The organism is Teichococcus aerophilus (genome assembly GCF_014490485.1).
Classification (GTDB): domain Bacteria; phylum Pseudomonadota; class Alphaproteobacteria; order Acetobacterales; family Acetobacteraceae; genus Pseudoroseomonas; species Pseudoroseomonas aerophila.
Map to the genome: position 1 here is coordinate 1 of NZ_JACTVA010000007.1, position 17,215 is coordinate 17,215.

The following is a 17,215-nucleotide window of genomic DNA, read 5'->3' on the forward strand; positions in this document are numbered from 1 at the left end:
GGCCCAGCCAGGCGCCGAAGCCGAGTGCCAGCGTGACGCCGGCGCCGGCCGCCAGCAGGCCGCGCCGCCGGGGCCGTGCGGCGGCGGGCGGCTGCATGGACTGCGCGGCGGCCTGGAAGGCAGGGTCATCCCATAGCCGGCTGTAGCGCTCCAGCGCGCCGGCATTGCCGGGCTCGGCCTGGCACCATTCGGCCAGGGCCTGGCGTTCCCGCGGCGACAGCGGCGGGGCGTTCTCCAGCAGCCTGGCCGCCCAGTCGGCGGCGTCCTTGGAAACGGGGTCTCCGGCCATGGGCGGAGCGTATCTCACAACCGCCGCATCAGGGCGAGGCCTCGTCGCGCCCGGTCATCACGGCGTCGATGCGTTGCAGGGCGCGGGAGACCGCCTTCTCCACCGCCGCCGGGGTGCTCGCGTGGCGGGTGGCGATGGCAGCGTAGCTCAGCCCTTCCACCCGCGCCGCGACCACCATCTGCCGTTGCCGCTCCGGCAACGTCTCCAGCGCGGCAGCGAAGTGGCGGATGCGCTGGCGCTGTGCCGCCGCATCGTCCGGCGCCGGCAACGGGCAGGGCAGTTCCTCGCTCACCGCTTCCGCATCCGTGCGGCCATCGGCCTTCAGGCGCAGCCGGTCGATCGCCGCATGGCGGGCGGCGCGGGCCAGATAAGCCGGCAGGTCCTGCGCCTGGGCTGCCGCCGGGCTGGTGGCCAGCCGCAGGAACGCATCCTGCACCGCGTCCTCGGCCGCCGCGGTGTTGCCTAGCCAGCGGCCGATGCGGCGCTGGATCTGGTGATGCTCCTCCCGGAACAGCCGGTCGAGCCAATGCAGGGATGCGGCGATGTCGGGCACAGGGCCGTTATAGGCTATTGCGACTTATTCGCAATGAGCGCGGCGCAAGGCATCGTGGCTGGGACGACCCTCACTTAGCCGCCGACTGCGGCGGCCGAGGGCTCCGGCGCTATTCCGGGCGTGCTGCTTCCAGCCCCGACAGCTCGGCCACCAGCCCGCCGAGGGCCGAGGCGTCCAGGCCGCCTCGCCCGGTGTTCACCAGCGCTTCCAGCATCTGCGCCGCCATGGCGGTAGCCGGGGCGAAGACGCCGTGGTCCCGCGTGGCGGCCAGGGCCAGCCGCATGTCCTTGCGCATCAGCTCCGCCCGGAAGCCCGGTGCGGTGACACCTTCGATAATGCGCTTCGCGTGGTTCTCCAGCACGAAGGAACGGGCGGAACCGCCGGTCAGTGCCTGGCGCATCGCCTCCGGGTCCAGCCCCGCCTTGCGGCCGAGCGCCAGGGCTTCGGACACCGCCTGCAAGGTGGCCGCCACCAGCAGCTGGTTGGCGGATTTGCAGACCTGCCCGGCACCGGCAGGGCCCAGATGCGTCAGCTTGGTGCCGACGGCGCGCAGCACCGGCTCCGCCGCCGCGAAGGCACCGGCATCGCCGCCGATCATGCAGGTCAGGGTGCCGTCGCGCGCGCCACCCGGGCCGCCGCTGACCGGGCTGTCCAGCAGGAAGGCGCCGCGTTCCCGTGCCAGCCGGGCGGCGAAGCCGGCGGTGGGGGCGGCGGCGATGGTGCTGAAGTCGATCACGATCGCACCGCGTTCCACCGTATCCGCCACGCCATCGGGGCCGAACAGCACGGCTTCCACGTCGGCGGTATCGGGCAGGCACAGCGCCACGCAGGCGGGGCCACGCGCGGCGCCCGCCGGGGTGTCGGACCACGCCGCGCCGGCGGCCTCCAACGCCGCCGCCTTGGCGCGGCTGCGGCTGCTGAGGGTCAGGCGGAAGCCGGCCCGCGCCAGGTTGGCGGCCATGGCGGCGCCCATGACGCCAAGGCCGATGAAGGCGACCTCGGCGGGCGGCTGGATGGGTTGGGGTGGGGTCATGGCTCTCAGCTCCTGCGCAAGGCCGCGCGAATATCGTCCAGCAGATGGTCCATGGCCGCCTGGAAGCCGGGGCCGTCCGCGTAGCCATCGGCCTCGCCCAGGCGCTCCAGGAAGCGGCGCCAGGTGGGTGCGGCCATGCCCTGGCGGAAGCGGTCGTGGTAGAAGGCCACCATCTCGTCCGTCATGCCGGAGGGGCCGACCCAGCCCTTCTGGTTATCGGCCACCACGTCGTAGCCCAGCTCCCGCAGCGTCGGCACCTGCGGCTGGGACACGGCGCGCTCGGCCGAGGCAACGGCGATGGGCTTGATGTCGCCCGAGGCCACCAGGCCACCCAACTCGTCCGAGGCCTGTACGCCGAGGTCGATATCCCCGGCCAGCAGCGCCTGCGCCACCGGCCCGCCGCCCGTGTAAGGCACGTGCAGGAATTCCAGGTTCGCGCGCCGCTCCAGCATGATGAACAGGGAGTGGGAGAGCGTGCCGGCGCCGGCGGAGCCGTGGGTGATGCGGCCGGGCTCGGCCCGCGCGGCCTCGATCACCTCCGGCATGCTGTTGAAGCGCCCGCCCCGGCCGCGCACGCAGATGAAATGCGGATGGCGCGTCAGGCGGATGACCGCCTTGAAGGACTTCTTCGGGTCGTATGGAACGTCGCGATGCGCGGGGAGGGAGGTGCTCTCGCTACCGCCGGCCAGCAGCAGGGTATGGCCGTCCGGCAGGGCACGGGCCACCTGCTCCGCCGCCAGGGCACCACCCGCACCGGGGCGGTTCACCACCACCATGGGCTGCGGGATCATCGGCGCGGCGGCCTCCGCGATCGTACGGGCGATGACGTCGCTGCCCCCGCCCGGCGCGAAGCCGACGACCAGCTGGATTGGCCGCGTGGGCTGCCAGCCGCCGCCCTGCGCGCGCAGGATACGCGGCGCCGCCAGCGTGAGAGCAAGGCCGCCCAGGGCAGCCCGCCGGTTGATGATGGCCATGTTCTTCTTCCTCCCCTGGGCGGTTGATCCGCCGTTATGTGGGCTGTAGCAGGTAGTCGGCGCCGCTGCGGCCGCAGATCTCGCGCAGCTGCCGGTCGAGCGCCGCCGGGATGGGGATGCCGTCCCGTGCCCGGCGGGTGCGCTCGGCTTCCTCGGGGTCTCCCGGCACCAGCACGGGGCGGGCCGGGTCAGCGGCGGGGGAGCCGCGCAACACCGAGGCCATCGCCGCCAGATCTTCCTCGAAGCCGCCATCCGGGCGTAGCGCGCGCGGGTCCAGCGCCAGGAAGAAATGGCCGATATCGTCCGGCTCCGCCGCGCCGCGCGTGCGGGCGTGCAGCGGCGCGAAGGCGGCACCGGTCAGCGTGGCGGAGAGGATCTGCACCATCATCCCCAGCCCGTAGCCCTTGTGGCCGCCCGTCGCCTCCGGCCCGCCCAGCGGCGTCATGCCGCCGCCGGGCTGGCGGAAGATGATGTCCATCGCCTGGGAGGCAGCCGTCACCGGCGCACCGGCATCATCCACCACCCAGCCGGGCGGAAGAGGCTTGCCGTTCAGCTCGTAGACCTTGACCTTGTTGGCGGCGACGGTGGAGGTCGCCATGTCCAGCACGAAAGGCGTGCCACCCGCCATGGGCGCCGCAAAGGCAATGGGGTTGCTGCCCAGCAGCGGCACGGTGCCGCGCGCCGGCACCATCAGCACCGTGCGGGCGGAACTGGTGATCAGCGCCACCAGGCCGCGCGCGGCGGCGAGGCGCGCATAGTAACCCGCCGCGCCAAAATGGTGCGAGTTGCGGACGCCGACGGCACCGATGCCGCCCGCCGCCGCCTTGTCGCATGCCAGTTGCATGGCCATGACGGCTACCGGATGGCCGAGATTGGCGCCGCCATCCACCAGCGCCAGCGCCGGCAGGTCCAGCACGATGCGTGGGCGTGACTGCAACGTCACCAGGCCGTCGCGCTGCATACCCTCATACATCGTCAGCATCGAGATGCCGTGGCTGTCGACGCCCATCAGGTCGGTCTCGACCATCGCCTCGGCAGTGGCGGCGGCCAGGTCCTCCGGCATGTCCCAGCGCCGCAGGATGGCCAGGATTTGCTGCCGGATGCTGTCGGCGGAGACATTCACCAGCGCAGGGGCTTCCGGCAACGCGTCCATTCAGCGCGTGACCTCGCAGCCCTTGGCTGCCAGGCTCTCTTCCACCCAGGCGCGGTCCCAGCCGGCACCGGCGATGGCGGCCGTGGTGTCGGCCTCCTTCGCCGCATGCGCCTCCGCCGCGGCGATGACGGCGGCGGCCTGGGCGGCGGGGATAACCACGACGCCATCCTCGTCAGCCGCGATCAGATCCCCTGGCATGACCACTTGGCCGCCACAGGCGATGGTATGGCCGATCTCGCCCGGGCCGTCCTTGTACGGGCCGGCCGGGGTGATGCCCCGGGCCCAGACGCCAATCTCCATTCGGGACAGCGGCTCGATATCCCGCACCGCGCCGTCGACGATCAGCGCCGCGATGCCGCGTCTAACTGCATGGCCGATCATCAAATCGCCTGCCACGGCGATGGAAAGATCGCCACCACCATCGCAGACGACGACATCGCCGGGCTGCGCCAAGTCGATGGCCCGGTGCAGCAGCAGATTATCCCCCGCGCGGACGCGCACGGTGACGGCATGGCCGACGACGGCACGGCGCGCGCCGAAGGCCCGGAAGCCGCCGCGCATCGCCTGCATGCGGTTCATCACGTCACCGATATTGGCCACCGGCAGCGCGGCCGCGCGGCTGAGCAGCGCCTGGTCCCGGCTGATGTCGCGTTCAGAGATACGGAAGCCAACAGTCATGAACTCATCCTCGGGTGGTTGCGCCACTTCGGGCGTCGTTGTCGGTGCGACGGTCAGGGGCGCGCGCCGGTATCGAGCGTGTCGAGCATACGATCCCGCCCCAGCATGATGTGGCGCTCGGCGGCCTCGCCAGCCGCGGCCGCATCGTGGCGTGCGATGGCGGCGAGCAGATCGTCATGTTCTTGCAAGGAGAGGTCGAGCTGCGCCGGATGCACCAGGGACCGCTTGCGGAACAGGTGCAGCCCCTTGACGGCCCGGTCATAGCCCTGCGCCATCGGCGCGTTGCCGCCTGCCGCCATCAGCGCCGTATGGAAATCCAGGTTGCGGGCGTAGTAGCCGGCGAAATCCTCGGCCACGGCCGCCTGCCGCATCCTGTCGTTCACCCGGTGGAGATGCGCCACGCTCTCCGGCAACGCACGGCGGGCGGCGAGACGCGCGGCACCGCGGAACAGCGCGGCGCGCAGATCATAGAGATCCAGCGCATCCCGCATCGAGACCTGCCGCACCAACACGCCGCGGTTTGGCACGATCTCCAGCAGTTCCATCTGCTCCAGCCGCCGCACCGCCTCCCGCAACGGGGCGCGGGAGACGTTGAGCTGGCGGGACAGGGCCAGTTCGTTCAACCGCTCCCCCGGCAGGGCGTCGCCGCCGAGGATGAGGTTCTCGATCTGCCGCATGATGGCCTCCACGCCGCCACCTTTGGCGGAGGCTGACTCGGCGGGCGGGGCAGGGGCGTGGATCGGGTCGGCAATCATTCTCTGATTGTCGACAATGCACGCCATTCCGTCAACAGGGCTTCATCACGGACGAGCTCGAGCTGCCATGGACGATAGAGCACGGATGCCGCCGTGCGAGAGGGCTTCCCTGTTGATCACCTGCGCCGTGCCATTGGGGAGCGCCGCAACCTCGGCTTCTCCAGCCCCTTCGGTGGGGTCACGGCGCCGTTGGCGCCCAAACTTCGCGCCACCTAGACCGGCACGAGCCGTGGGAGCTCTGACCACCAGGCATCCGCCGATCGCAAGCCAAGGCTTAGATCATCCGTTCCGGCCACGGCGCGGCCACGACCGATCAGCGCCACCCCAACCAAGGCGGCAGCAAGCAAAAAGATCCAAGCGTTCGACGGACTGGCACCTTCAACGTGGTCCCCAAACGCTCCAGCATGTCGGCGCTTCGGCCGAAGCGCCGACATGATAGAAAGCCGGCACGGCCATCCCGCGCTTTCTCCCGGCGGGATGGCCGCGCCGGTCCGTCGTTGCCTGGGTGCCTAGACGGCGGCCCAGGCCGATGCCTCTTGCTCGACCTTCGCCAGTACCTCGGCCGTGTGTTCCCCGGCTTCTGGCGTCGGGCGGCGCACGGCCTTGGTCACGCCGCTCATGCTGACCGGGGAGGCGACGACTTCCACCTTGCCGAGGCGTGGGCTGTGCATCGGCATGGCCAGGCCCAGATGCCGCACCTGCGGGTCGGCGAAGACCTGATCGATCGTGTTGATCGGCCCGCAGGGAATGCCGTTCTCCTCGAACAACGCCGTCCAGTAGGCGGAAGGCTGCTTCACGGTCTCGGCGGCAATGGCGGCGTTGATCGCGATCCGGTCGGCGCTGCGCCCGGTCTGCAGCTTCCATTCGGGCTTCTCCGCCCAGTCGGCGTGGCCCATGGCCGTGCAGAGCCGGGCGAAGAGGCGGCCGGAGCTGGCGGCGATGTTGATGTGCCCATCCTGCGTCGGGAAGACGCCAGTGGGAATGCTGGTCGGGTGATCATTGCCGGCCTGCTGCGGCACATCGCCTTCCATCAGCCAGCGCGCCGCCTGGAAGTCCAGCATGAAGACCTGCACTTCCAGCAGGCTCGTGGTGACCCACCGGCCCACGCCGGTGCGCTGACGCTCGAACAACGCCGTCATGATGCCGAAAGCGAGCATGTTGCCGGCCGTCAGATCAGCAATGGGGATGCCGACGCGCACCGGGCCCTGCCCGGGCAGGCCGGTGATCGACATCAGGCCGCCCATGCCCTGGGCAATCTGGTCCAGCCCCGCACGGGTGCCGTAGGGGCCGTCCTGCCCAAATCCGCTGATGCTGCCATAGACCAGGCGTGGGTTGACCGCGTGGACATCGCCCCAGGCGATCTTCAGGCGATGCTTCACCGTCGGCCGCATGTTCTCAACCAGGACATCGGCATCGGCAACCAGCCGCATGAAGGCGGCGTAGCCTTCGTTGCTCTTCAAATCCAGCTGGATCGCCCGCTTGTTGCGGTGCAGGTTCTGGAAGTCGGGGCCGTAACGGTTGCCGGCAACGTCTTCGCCCTCCGCGGCCGGCGGCTCGATGCGGATGACATCGGCGCCCCAGTCGGCAAGATGGCGCACGCAGGTGGGGCCCGCCCGTGCCAGGGTCAGGTCCAGAACGCGCAGGCCCTGTAGCGGCAGGGCAGGTGCGTGGGTGCCGTCCATGCTCGTCTCTCCTGTCAGTTCACGACGGCAATCTGCCGGGGGTCGATCTCCAGCCAGACAGCCTCGCCGACTTCATGCACCTGCAAAGGCGGGGCGCTGACGCGCAGCGACAGGCCACTTTCCGCAGGGCGCACCACGTAGTCCCAGGACTCACCCAGATAGGTGCGCTGGGAGATCGTCGCCGGTAGCAGCGGATAGCCGTCCCGCTGCGCCGGCTGGCCGCGATGCAGCGCCATGGCCTGTGGTCGCATCGACAGCAGGATCGGCTGCGTCATATCCGCCGGCGCGCCGCCGATCTGCCCGAGCTTCAGCGCAAACCCATCGAGCCCCACCTCGTCCTCCGACAGCTTCCCCTCGATCAGGTTGGTGCGGCCGATGAAGGCGGCGACGAAGCGGGTGCGCGGGCGGGTGTAGATGACGTGCGGTGCATCCACCTGCTCGATACGCCCGGCATTCATCACCGCGATGCGGTCGGCCGTCGCCATCGCTTCCGCCTGGTCATGCGTGACATAGACGGTGGTGAAGCGGAATTCGTCGTGCAGGCGCCGGATCTCGAACCGCATTTCCTCGCGCAGATTGGCATCGAGGTTGGAGAGCGGCTCATCCAGCAGCAGCACCGTGGGCTGCACCACGATGGCACGAGCCAGCGCCACACGCTGCTGCTGCCCGCCCGACAACTCGGCCGGATAGCGGTCGGCCAGATGGCCGAGATGCACCACGTCCAGAATGCGGTTAGTCCGTGTCCTGACCTCCGCCGTCGGCAGCTTCTGCAGCTTGAGCCCGAAGGCGACATTCTCGGCGACCGTCATGTTCGGCCAGATGGCATAGCTCTGGAAGATCATCGACATGCGGCGGCGTTCCGGCGGCAGCACCGCGCCAGGGGCGGAGAGGACCTGGCCGTTGATGCTGATGGTGCCCGCGGTCGGCTCGATGAACCCGGCGATCATCCGCAGCGTGGTCGTCTTGCCGCAGCCGGACGGGCCAAGCAGCGAAACGAACTCGCCCTCTTCCAGCGTCAGGTTGACGTCATCGACCACTTTGAGCGGGCCATAAGATTTGCTGAGTCCACTCAGCAGCAAACGGGGCATGGTTCAGTTCCTCCGCAGCATGAAGTCACGCCCGGCCAGCTTCATGCCGATGGCGACGAGCACAAGGGTGATGGCCAGCAGCAGGCCGCCGAAGGCAGACAGGACTTCGAAGTTCCCCGCTTCGCTGAGATCATAGAGCAGCACCGCCATGGTGCGCGTGCGGGGCCCGACCAGGAAGACGGCGGAGGACAGCTCGCGCGAGGCGACGATGAAGACGATCAGCCAGCCGCCGATGATGCTGCGCAGGATCAGCGGCGCGGTGATGCGGCGCACGGTGAAGAGACGCCCGCCGCCGAGGATGCGGGAGGCTTCCTCCATCTCTGGATGCACAGCCCGCACGGCGGCGGAGGCATTGGCGAAGGCGATCGGCAAGAAGCGCGCGGTGAAGGCGAAGATGATGATCAGCGCGGTGCCGTACAACGCCAACGGCGGCGGGGCATAGGCAGCGTAGAAGCCAATGGCCATGACGATGCCGGGAATGACGAAGGGCGCCATCGCCAGGAAGCCCAGGGCGGAGCCGAACGGCACCAGCTTGCGGGCAACGATGTAGGCCACCAGAACCGCGATCACCACCGCCGCGCTGGCCGCGGTGGCCGAGTACCACAGCGTGTTCCAGATGGAGGTCAGCGCCATCTCATGCCGGAACAACAGGTAGGTGTAGTTGTCGAGCGTCAGGTTGGACCAGGACAGCCCGTTGCCCCAGGCCCGGGCAAAGGAGGCCTGCAGCAGCACCGCGACCGGCATGATGACCGCCAGCAGGCTGACCAGCACGCAATAGGCAAAGATCGGCCAGCGCCAGACGCCGAGGCGGATCTCGCGCCGCTCACCACCCTTGCCGGTCTGGGAGACGTAGCCCTTGCGCGCCAGCAGCCGCTTCTGCCCGCCGATGATCAGCATGGTGATCAGCAGCAGTGGCATGGCGTAGGCAGCAGCGACTTCCACCCGCACCGGATACTCGAAGAATTGCCAGAGCTGCGTGGTCACGACGTTGATCCGCGCCGGGATGCCGATGATGGCGGGCGTGCCGAACAGCGCGATGGTTTCCAGGAACACCACAACGATGCCGCCAAGGATCGACGGCCAGACCAATGGCAGTGTGACCTTCAGCGTCGCTTTCCACGTCCCCGCGCCGAGGATGTTGGCGGCGTCCTCCATTTCCGATGAGATCAAGTCCAACGCCGACTTCACGAAGATGAAAATCAACGGGAAGGAATGCAGCGCGATGACCAGGATCAGGCCGGCAAAGCTGTAGACATTCACCAGCGGTTCGCTGGAGCCGGTGACCCAGCGCCACGCCAGGTTGAGGAAGCCGGAATTCGGACCCGCAAGCAGAATCCAGCCAATGGCACCAAGATAGGGCGGCATGATGAAGGCGCCGATGACCATGGCCCAGCTCAGGCCCTTGCCCGGCATGTCAGTCCGCGACACGGCCCAGGCCATCGGCACCGCGAAGACGGAGGCCAGGGCCGCCGCGCCGGTGCCAAGGATCAGCGAGTTGCCCAGCGCCTCCAGATACCGGGCGCGACCATAGGCGGTGAAGTAGTTGGAGAGGGTGAAACCCCCGGTGCCCTGCTTCTCGAAGCTGACGATCAGCAACTTGCCAATGGGCACCGCCACCAGGAACAGCAGGACGGCGACGAGGAGAATCCACAACAGGGTGGACGGTTCCAGGTAGCGCATCCGTGCGAAGAAGCCCGGACGACGGGTGGCGATGGCAGGGGCGGGGAGGGTAGCGGTCTCGGTCATCGACATGTCAGATCCCGAAAGTGTCGCGCCATTGTTCTTTGACCTCGGCAACGCCGGTTTCCAGCTCCTGCGGCGTAGGCACCAGGATCGGCACGGACTCGAGCGGCACCGCGCCATCGGGCGGCGGTACGTCCGGCCGCAGGGATTCGTTGTAGAATTCACGCGTCACGCGGAAGTATTCAGGCCCCGTCGCGAACTCCATGAACAGCTTCGCCGCGTTCGGATGCGGCGCATTCTTCTGGATGGAACTGGGGGAGGGCACGACGACCGTGCCATCCTTCGGATAGATCAGCTCCAGCGGATTGCCACGCGCCATGCTGAGCAACGTGGATGCCGTGGGCACCGCGATGCCGATGGAACGCTCACCTGCATTCAACGCCGTCACCGGGTCGATGCTGGAGCGGCCGATCTGCGGCTTGTTCTTCTCCAGCGCGACGAAGTAGTCCCAGCCGTACAGCTTGCGCATCGCCACAGCCCAGGCGCCGATGGCACCGCTGTAGCTGGGGTGGCCGACCGCCAACTGGCTGCGCCATTTGGGGTCCAGCAAATCCTGCCAGTTCTGCGGCGCTGCCTCTGCACTGACCTTGATCTTGTGGCAGGCCATCGGGTGCACGCCGATATAGAAAACGTGGAAGAAACCGTCCGGGTCGCCGGCCTTGCGGACGAATTCCAGCAACTGCTCGGCATTCCTCGGCCGGTACTCCATCAGCGCGCCCTGGCGCTTCAGGAAGGTGGCGTGGCCATAATCGGTGGAACTCAGCACGTCACACTGGGCGATGCCGGCACGCATGTCCTGCGACAGGCGCTGGAAGGCGACCTGCGAGGTGGAACGGACGACATTCGCCCGCACACCCGGATAGCGCGCGGTGAAGGCGCGGCCGACAGCTTCGGCCGGCTCCGCTGCCAATTGGCCGGCATACCAGGTAATCTCGCCCTCGCGCCTCGCAGCCTCGTGCAGTGCCCGCTCATGCTCCGGCAAAGTCTGCGCCGATGCAGGTCCTTTCGCTGCGATGATGGCGGCTGCGGCCAGCAGGCCGCGTCGGCCGATGTGTGTCATCCTGGCATCCTTCCCGCCTGCCGGTCAGACGCCGAAGATATCGCGCCAGCGTTCCTTGACTTCGGCGCTGCCGGCTTCGACCTCCTCGGGCGAGGGCGTGATCAGCGGAATGGTATCCAGCGCCCGGGCACCTGGTACCGGCGGCACTTCCGGCCGGAGCGATTCCGCGAAGTATGCACTGGAGGCCTGGTAGTAGGCAGGGCTGGTCGCGAACTCCATGAACAGCTTCGCCGCGTTGGCGTGCGGCGCGTCCTTCATGGCGCCTGTCGGTGCCGGCACCGCCAGCGTGCCATCGGTCGGGTAGATCATTGTCAGTGGATTGCCGCGGGAAATGCTGAGCAGCGCCGAGGCCGAGGAAAGCCCAGCGCCGATCAGGCGCTCCCCCGCATTGATGGCGGTCACCGGGTCGGCGCTGGAACGGCCGATCAGCGGCCGGTTGCGCTCCAACTGCTGCAAATAGTCCCAGCCATAGGCCTTCTGCATCATCAGGCACCAGGCGGTGATGGCACCACTATAGCCGGGGTGCCCGATGGCGATCTTATCGCGCCAGCGCGGGTCGGTCAGGTCCCGCCAGCTCCTTGGCGCATCCGCCTCCGTCACGTTGTTGCTGTGCCGGCCCATGGCGTAGAGGCCGAGATAGGTGATCTGGAAGTACCCGTCCGGATCGGCGGATTTGCGCGCGGCCTCGATCAGCCCTGCGGCATTCGCCGGCTTGTAGGCCATCAGCCGGTCTTCGCGCTTCAGGAAAGCGCAGTGGCTGTAGTCGGTGGAACTGAACACGTCGCATTGCGAGACGCGCGCGCGCATGTCCTGCGCCAGCCGCTGGAACGCGACCTGGGAGGTGCTGCGGACCACGCTGACCTTGATGCCGGGGAACCGCTCGGTGAAGGCCCGGCCGATGGCTTCGGACGGTTCCGCCTGCATCTGGCCGGTATACCAGGTAATCTGGCCCTCCCGCTTGGCCGCGTCGTACAGCGCCTGCTCATGCGGTGCGTAGGACTGGGCTTTTGCCTGCAGCGCGGCCGCGGCCGGGCTCACGGCGGCAAGCTGCAACAGCAGCCGCCTGCTGATCATCGCCATCGTTCTCTCCCTGTTGGCCGGCGGATCTGCGTCCGCCTTGGCCCTTTAGCGTCCAGTAAAGTTCGGCGGCCGCTTCTCCGTGAAAGCACTGCGGCCTTCGGCATAATCCTGGCTGTCGAAGCAGGCCCGGTTCAACGCTTCGATCGCGGCCTGATCGCGCAGGGCAGGATCGCCGGCAATCTGATCAATCGCGGCCTTGGAAGCACGGATCGAGAGCGGCGCATTGCGCGCGATCTGCTGCGCCAGGCCGATCGTCGTCTCTTCCAGCTGCTCCGGCGGCACCACGCGGTTCACCAGGCCGAAGGCGAGTGCTTCGGCGGCATCCAGCTGGCGGCCTGTAAACAAAATTTCCTTCGCGATGGCCGGGCCGGCCAGCGCGGTCAACCGCATCAGGCTCTCATACCCATAGGCGATACCCAGCCTGGCCGCCGGAATGCCGAAGCGGCTATCGGTGGACGCAATGCGCAGGTCTGCAATCAGCGCCGTCGCGTAACCGCCGCCGATGCAGAATCCCTGGATCATGGCGATGAGCGGCTTGTCCATCGCCTCGAGCTTCTTGCGGGCCTGGGCGGAGCGCCTACCGTATTCGACCTGCGCATCGGAATTGGCACGGACCTTGTCGAACTCGCTGATATCGGCACCGGAGGCGAAGGCCTTGCCGCCTGCGCCGTGCAGCACAACCACACGGACGTCAGGGTCGGCCGCGAAGTCATCGGCGGCTGCAGCAATGGCGTCCCACATGGCCAGCGAGATGGCGTTGCGCTTCTCCGGCTGATTGATCGTCAACCAGCCGATGCCATCCGCGCGCCGCGTCAGGATCTTCGCTTCGGCGCCGCCGCTGCCTGGATACATGTCCATTCCGTGCGTCCGTTCCTTGCCTGCCGGGATTGTTGTCATCCGCTTCCGATAATGTAAACAATAATTCGGTCGCGAATCACTTAGCTCTTGACTGTGAGCATCTGCACAATACGAATCTCAGCATAATCGGCGTGGGGCTAGGTGGTCAGAATGTCTACAAAATCCGCGCCCGACCGGGTTCTGTCCCTCGGTGAGAAGGTGAAGGCCTCGCTGGAAGGCCTGATCGGCAGTGGGGAACTGCCGCCGGGTGCCCGGCTGAATGAAGTAGCGCTGGCCAAGCGGCTGGGCGTCAGCCGGGGCCCGGTGCGGGAAGCCGCGCGGGCGCTGGAGAAGACCGGCCTCGTCACCGTCATCCTCAACCGCGGCGCCTTCGTCCGCACCATGGGGATCGATGAGGCGATGCAGGTCTACGAGATGAACTCCGTCATGTTCGGCTTCGCCGCCGCCCGGCTCGCCGTCGCCTGCACGGGCGAACAGGCGATGGCCCTGCGCGCCTTCCTGGCGGAGATGGATCGGGCGATCGAGGCGGAGGAGAAGGACGCCTTCTTTGCCGCCAACGTGCTGTTCCACGAACGCATCCTGGCCTTCAGCGGCAATGCGGTGATGGAGCAGGTCTACCTGGAACACACGCGCAAGCTGCAACTGCTCCGCCGCCGCTCGTTCGACCGCACGGGCAGCATGTCGGAAGCCAATGCCGAGCACCGCCGGCTGCTGGACGCCATCCTGGCCGGCGATGCCAGCCTGGCGCGGCAGTTGGGCGAGGCACATACGCGGTCGGGGCGCGCGCGCTTCCTCTCCGCCATCGAGTATCGCGACGGGCTGCAACTGGCACCCGCCGCCAAACGGCCCCGGTCTCAACCGGCGGCATAAGGGGGAACGTCTCCATGACACTGCTAGACAGGATCGGTATCGATTTCGGCCGGCGCATGCCGATGGAGAGGGCCATCGAATGGGCAGCCGCCAACTCGGTGCGCTTCATCGATATCCAGCTCGACACCGGCGCCAACCGCGTCAATGAGATCGACGACGCCCGCGCCGCCGCCATCCGCGCTCAGGCGGAGAAGGCCGGCGTCACGCTGGGCCTGCACACGCTCTCCGCCGTCAACGTGGCCGAGTACTCGCCCTTCCTTTCGGAAGCGGTGGACGACTACATGCGCGAATATATCGACGTGGCACCGAAGCTCGGCGCGGCCTGGATCGTCGTCCATGCCGGTTACCACTTCACCGCCGACGTCAAGCCACGCATGGAGGCGGGGTTGGAGCGGCTGAAGCGCATGGTCGGCCACGCTGAGAAGCGCGGCGCGCTGCTCCTGCTGGAAAACCTCAACAAGGAACCGGCGGATGCTGAGGTGCATTACCTCGCCCATACGGTAGAGGAATGGCGCTACTACTACGACGCCATCCATTCCCCGGCTTTCGCGCTGTCCTTTACCGCCAACCACGCGCACCTGATGCCCGATGGCGTGGAGGGCTTCGTCGATGCCATTCCGCTGGACCGGGTGGCCGAGGTGCGGCTGGCCGATTGCTTCCGCAACGGGCATGAGCAGCATCTGCTGCCGGGCGAGGGCAATTTCGATTTCGGCGCCATGTTCGCACTGTTGGAGAAGCGCGGCTTCAAAGGCCACTACATGAACGCCTTCGGCACCGTGGACGACATGCAAAAGGCGCGGCACGACATGGTCCGCATGGCGGAAAGCGCCATGGCAACGGCGCCCTGACCCTGTTCAGGCCGGGGCCGCCTCGTGCGCCCCGGCCTGGCGCTTCCCCGTGTAATCGTCCAACGCCCCGTTGGACATCTGTTGCCGGCCTGAGCCTCAGTCGGCCGGGGCCTCTGCCTGAAGCAGCGCTGCCTGCAGCAACTTGGCGAGGATGGTATCCAGCACGCGCAGCTCGTCCTCGGTCAGCGCGGCGCGGAAGGCGTCGTCACGCTGCGTGGCGGCGGCCATCAGCCCTTCATACACCGCCTGACCGGTCGGGGTGAGGCTGAGGGCAAGCTCGCGCGCGTCTTCCTGTCCCGGCGCGCGGTGGATCAGCCCGCGCCCGACCAGGCCGCTGACCACGCGGCTGGCCAGGCCTTTGTCCAGACCACTTTGTCGCGCGATGTCCTTCAGTGCCATCGGGGCGAAATCGCCCAACAGCGCGATGGTGCGCCACTCCATCAAACTGACATCGAAATCCTGCCGGTAGCGCAGCGCCGCGCCCCGGCTCAGCGCATTGGCGAGTTTGTGGACGCGGTAGGACAGCAGGTCCTTGATCGTGCGGGCATCGGCCGGATGCGGGGCGCGCTTCGTGCTTGGCATCTGCCGATCATAAGCCGCCTGGCCGGTCTTGTCCTCCCGGCGGAGCCGCCCCTTGGCGATATAAGTTGACTTAGTCAACTAACCCCGCCCATAACCGCCGCAAGCAAGAAGGCGGGATGCGGCGGGCTGTGCCTGCGCATTCCCCGTGATGGAAGGATGGTCCGCCGGTATGAGTGCTTCGCCGCCTGTCGTGTTTTGCGAATGTTTCGCCCGGGATGGGTTGCAGCACGAGCCCGCTGTCATCCCCGCCGCGCGGAAGGCCGCCATCCTGGAGCAGATCGCCGATTGCGGCTTCCGGCGCATCGAGATCACCTCCTTCTCCCACCCCCGCTACGTGCCGCAATTCGCCGATGCGGATGCGGTGCTGGCCAGCGTGAAGCCGCGCGACGGCGTGTTGTTCAAGGCCACCTGCCCGAACCCGCAGGCGGTGCAACGAGCCCTGGCGGCGCAGGCGGCCGGGCGGGGGCCGGAGGAGATCAGCTTCCTCGTCTCGGCCTCCGAGGGCCACACCCAGCGCAACCTGCGCCGCAGCCGTGCGGAGCAATGGGCGCAGGTGGAGGAGATGGCGGCGCTGGCCGGCGGCGCATTCACCATCGTCGGCACCATCTCGGTCGCGTTCGACTGCCCGTTCGATGGTCCGGTGCCACCCGCGCGGGTGCTGGAGGATGCGCGTCGCTTCGTCGCCCTCGGCGTCAGCCGCCTCGCCATCGGCGATACCATCGGCAGCGCCACGCCGCCGCGCGTGCGGGCCTTGATGCGCCTGCTGCGGGAGGAACTGCCGGAGGACGTCGTGCTGATCGCGCATTTCCACGATAGCCGCGGCACCGGGGTCGCCAATTGCGTGGCGGCGCTGGAAGCCGGCATCACGCATTTCGATACCGCGCTCGGCGGCACGGGGGGCCATCCGGCCGGCATCGCCTATGGCGAGGGCTTCACCGGCAATGTCTGCAGCGAGGACCTGGCCACGTTGTTCGAGGCGATGGGCGTGCCCACAGGATTGGATATCGAGGCACTGCGCGCAGCCGGGCGCGTGGCGGAGGCGCTGCTCGGCCGCCGCCTGCACGCACGCACCACTCGCCTGGGAGAACACGCATGAGCACGACCGAGGACGCACCGTTGCGGGTGCGGCGCACCGGCCCCGTCGTCGAGGCCATCCTGAACCGCCCGGCGCGGCGCAATGCCATGAACACCGCGCTGGTAGAGCAACTGGACGACCTGCTGGCGTCGCTGCGCGAGGACGGCACCGCCCGCATCCTGGTGCTCAGCGGCGCCGGTGGGCATTTCTGCGCCGGGCTGGACCTGACCGAAGTGGGCGCGCCGATGCCGCCCGAGCAGAAGCAGGCGGCGCAGCTGGAGCGTAACCGCCGTACGGGCGCGCGCTTCGCCGCCATCGCTGCCCTGCCGCAGGTGGTCATCGCGCGGATCAGCGGTGCCGCCTATGCGGGCGGCCTCGGCCTGGTCTGCGCCGCCGATATCGCCCTGGCGGATGTCACGGCACGCTTCGCAGCGCCGGAAGCGCGCCGGGGCCTGGTGCCGGCGCAGATCCTGCCCTGGCTGGCCCGCCGCATGGGGCGGAGCGAGGCCGCGCGGCTGGTTCTGCAAGGCCAGGTGATGGACGCCGCCGCCGCCCGCACCGCCGGGCTGGTGCATGAGGTGGCGGCCGATGCCGCCTCGCTCGGCGCCGCCGTGGATGCCGTCATCGCCGATGTGCTGCAGGGCGCGCCGGGTGCGCTGGCGGAGACCAAGGCGCTGCTGGCGGCGCTCGGCGGCGCCGTGCCGGATGGCTATGCCGAGGCCGGCGCCGCCGCCTTCGCCCGCGCCGCTGCCGGAGAGGCGGCGGAAGGCATCGCCGCCTTCAAGGCGAAGCAGGCACCGCCCTGGGCCGGCACCTGGCAGGGACTGCCAAGCGACCATTGAAACAAGAACGAGCCCCGCGCCGCCATACGCGGACGCAGGGGCCGGATGAGGA

General features: G+C 68.4%; 18 protein-coding genes. 4 read left to right on the forward strand and 14 right to left on the reverse strand.

Features of this window, described 5'->3' with window-relative positions; translation table 11 throughout:
- From IBL26_RS05810 to IBL26_RS05870, 13 genes are all read right to left on the reverse strand, one after another.
- A partial coding sequence (locus IBL26_RS05810) for a FecR/PupR family sigma factor regulator (RefSeq protein WP_187783525.1) occupies positions 1–289 on the reverse strand: 289 nt, incomplete at its 3' end.
- 28 nt (positions 290–317) lie between these two features.
- Positions 318–842 carry an RNA polymerase sigma factor gene (locus IBL26_RS05815; RefSeq protein ID WP_187783526.1) on the reverse strand — a complete coding sequence of 175 codons (525 nt, stop codon included), beginning with the start codon at positions 840–842 and terminating at the stop codon, positions 318–320.
- 109 nt (positions 843–951) lie between these two features.
- Entirely contained in the window at positions 952–1,875 is a 924-nt protein-coding gene (locus tag IBL26_RS05820; protein ID WP_187783527.1) for an NAD(P)-dependent oxidoreductase, read from the reverse strand.
- A gap of 5 nt (positions 1,876–1,880) precedes the next feature.
- The gene (locus tag IBL26_RS05825; RefSeq protein ID WP_187783528.1) at positions 1,881–2,849 is read right to left on the reverse strand and encodes a Bug family tripartite tricarboxylate transporter substrate binding protein; all 969 of its coding nucleotides are present in this window, start codon (positions 2,847–2,849) and stop codon (positions 1,881–1,883) included.
- Positions 2,850–2,883: 34 nt separating this feature from the next.
- On the reverse strand, positions 2,884–4,002 hold the full coding sequence (locus IBL26_RS05830; protein WP_187783529.1) for an Ldh family oxidoreductase: 1,119 nt from the start codon (positions 4,000–4,002) through the stop codon (positions 2,884–2,886).
- The gene (locus tag IBL26_RS05835; RefSeq protein WP_187783530.1) at positions 4,003–4,680 is read right to left on the reverse strand and encodes an RraA family protein; all 678 of its coding nucleotides are present in this window, start codon (positions 4,678–4,680) and stop codon (positions 4,003–4,005) included.
- Between the two features lie 53 nt (positions 4,681–4,733).
- The gene (locus IBL26_RS05840) at positions 4,734–5,435 is read right to left on the reverse strand and encodes a GntR family transcriptional regulator (protein ID WP_187783531.1); all 702 of its coding nucleotides are present in this window, start codon (positions 5,433–5,435) and stop codon (positions 4,734–4,736) included.
- A gap of 509 nt (positions 5,436–5,944) precedes the next feature.
- On the reverse strand, positions 5,945–7,117 hold the full coding sequence (locus tag IBL26_RS05845) for a CaiB/BaiF CoA transferase family protein (RefSeq protein WP_187783532.1): 1,173 nt from the start codon (positions 7,115–7,117) through the stop codon (positions 5,945–5,947).
- A 14-nt stretch (positions 7,118–7,131) separates the two neighbouring features.
- Positions 7,132–8,205, reverse strand: coding sequence for an ABC transporter ATP-binding protein (locus tag IBL26_RS05850; protein ID WP_187783533.1), 1,074 nt, complete (start codon positions 8,203–8,205; stop codon positions 7,132–7,134).
- A 3-nt stretch (positions 8,206–8,208) separates the two neighbouring features.
- Positions 8,209–9,951 carry an ABC transporter permease gene (locus IBL26_RS05855; protein WP_187783534.1) on the reverse strand — a complete coding sequence of 581 codons (1,743 nt, stop codon included), beginning with the start codon at positions 9,949–9,951 and terminating at the stop codon, positions 8,209–8,211.
- A 7-nt stretch (positions 9,952–9,958) separates the two neighbouring features.
- Complete coding sequence (locus tag IBL26_RS05860; RefSeq protein ID WP_187783535.1) at positions 9,959–11,008, reverse strand: ABC transporter substrate-binding protein; 1,050 nt, start codon at positions 11,006–11,008, stop codon at positions 9,959–9,961.
- Positions 11,009–11,032: 24 nt separating this feature from the next.
- The gene (locus tag IBL26_RS05865) at positions 11,033–12,088 is read right to left on the reverse strand and encodes an ABC transporter substrate-binding protein (RefSeq protein WP_187783536.1); all 1,056 of its coding nucleotides are present in this window, start codon (positions 12,086–12,088) and stop codon (positions 11,033–11,035) included.
- A gap of 45 nt (positions 12,089–12,133) precedes the next feature.
- Positions 12,134–12,985, reverse strand: a complete 852-nt coding sequence (locus IBL26_RS05870; protein WP_241749064.1) for an enoyl-CoA hydratase — start codon at positions 12,983–12,985, stop codon at positions 12,134–12,136.
- A gap of 111 nt (positions 12,986–13,096) precedes the next feature.
- On the opposite strand from IBL26_RS05870, the gene IBL26_RS05875 reads away from it, so the two are divergent.
- Entirely contained in the window at positions 13,097–13,816 is a 720-nt protein-coding gene (locus IBL26_RS05875; protein ID WP_187783537.1) for a GntR family transcriptional regulator, read from the forward strand.
- Between the two features lie 14 nt (positions 13,817–13,830).
- Entirely contained in the window at positions 13,831–14,664 is an 834-nt protein-coding gene (locus IBL26_RS05880) for a sugar phosphate isomerase/epimerase family protein (RefSeq protein ID WP_187783538.1), read from the forward strand.
- Positions 14,665–14,760: 96 nt separating this feature from the next.
- Here the strand turns inward: IBL26_RS05880 and IBL26_RS05885 are convergent, their stop codons facing one another.
- Positions 14,761–15,246, reverse strand: a complete 486-nt coding sequence (locus IBL26_RS05885; RefSeq protein ID WP_187783539.1) for a MarR family winged helix-turn-helix transcriptional regulator — start codon at positions 15,244–15,246, stop codon at positions 14,761–14,763.
- Positions 15,247–15,415: 169 nt separating this feature from the next.
- On the opposite strand from IBL26_RS05885, the gene IBL26_RS05890 reads away from it, so the two are divergent.
- On the forward strand, positions 15,416–16,342 hold the full coding sequence (locus tag IBL26_RS05890) for a hydroxymethylglutaryl-CoA lyase (RefSeq protein ID WP_187783540.1): 927 nt from the start codon (positions 15,416–15,418) through the stop codon (positions 16,340–16,342).
- Positions 16,339–17,163, forward strand: coding sequence for an enoyl-CoA hydratase/isomerase family protein (locus IBL26_RS05895; RefSeq protein WP_187783541.1), 825 nt, complete (start codon positions 16,339–16,341; stop codon positions 17,161–17,163). Before IBL26_RS05890 ends, IBL26_RS05895 begins: the two co-directional genes overlap by 4 nt.
- The last annotated feature ends 52 nt before the right edge of the window (positions 17,164–17,215 follow it).

Bases quoted from the DNA above. Each gene is read 5' to 3' on its own strand.
- IBL26_RS05825 (WP_187783528.1), bottom strand. From the start codon at position 2,849: ATGGCCATCATCAACCGGCGGGCTGCCCTGGGCGGCCTTGCTCTCACG.
- IBL26_RS05855 (WP_187783534.1), bottom strand. From the start codon at position 9,951: ATGACCGAGACCGCTACCCTCCCCGCCCCTGCCATCGCCACCCGTCGT.
- IBL26_RS05865 (WP_187783536.1), bottom strand. From the start codon at position 12,088: ATGGCGATGATCAGCAGGCGGCTGCTGTTGCAGCTTGCCGCCGTGAGC.
- IBL26_RS05875 (WP_187783537.1), top strand. From the start codon at position 13,097: ATGTCTACAAAATCCGCGCCCGACCGGGTTCTGTCCCTCGGTGAGAAG.
- IBL26_RS05850 (WP_187783533.1), bottom strand. From the start codon at position 8,205: ATGCCCCGTTTGCTGCTGAGTGGACTCAGCAAATCTTATGGCCCGCTC.
- IBL26_RS05820 (WP_187783527.1), bottom strand. From the start codon at position 1,875: ATGACCCCACCCCAACCCATCCAGCCGCCCGCCGAGGTCGCCTTCATC.
- IBL26_RS05870 (WP_241749064.1), bottom strand. From the start codon at position 12,985: ATGACAACAATCCCGGCAGGCAAGGAACGGACGCACGGAATGGACATG.
- IBL26_RS05840 (WP_187783531.1), bottom strand. From the start codon at position 5,435: ATGATTGCCGACCCGATCCACGCCCCTGCCCCGCCCGCCGAGTCAGCC.
- IBL26_RS05880 (WP_187783538.1), top strand. From the start codon at position 13,831: ATGACACTGCTAGACAGGATCGGTATCGATTTCGGCCGGCGCATGCCG.
- IBL26_RS05890 (WP_187783540.1), top strand. From the start codon at position 15,416: ATGAGTGCTTCGCCGCCTGTCGTGTTTTGCGAATGTTTCGCCCGGGAT.
- IBL26_RS05845 (WP_187783532.1), bottom strand. From the start codon at position 7,117: ATGGACGGCACCCACGCACCTGCCCTGCCGCTACAGGGCCTGCGCGTT.
- IBL26_RS05895 (WP_187783541.1), top strand. From the start codon at position 16,339: ATGAGCACGACCGAGGACGCACCGTTGCGGGTGCGGCGCACCGGCCCC.
- IBL26_RS05830 (WP_187783529.1), bottom strand. From the start codon at position 4,002: ATGGACGCGTTGCCGGAAGCCCCTGCGCTGGTGAATGTCTCCGCCGAC.
- IBL26_RS05835 (WP_187783530.1), bottom strand. From the start codon at position 4,680: ATGACTGTTGGCTTCCGTATCTCTGAACGCGACATCAGCCGGGACCAG.
- IBL26_RS05860 (WP_187783535.1), bottom strand. From the start codon at position 11,008: ATGACACACATCGGCCGACGCGGCCTGCTGGCCGCAGCCGCCATCATC.
- IBL26_RS05885 (WP_187783539.1), bottom strand. From the start codon at position 15,246: ATGCCAAGCACGAAGCGCGCCCCGCATCCGGCCGATGCCCGCACGATC.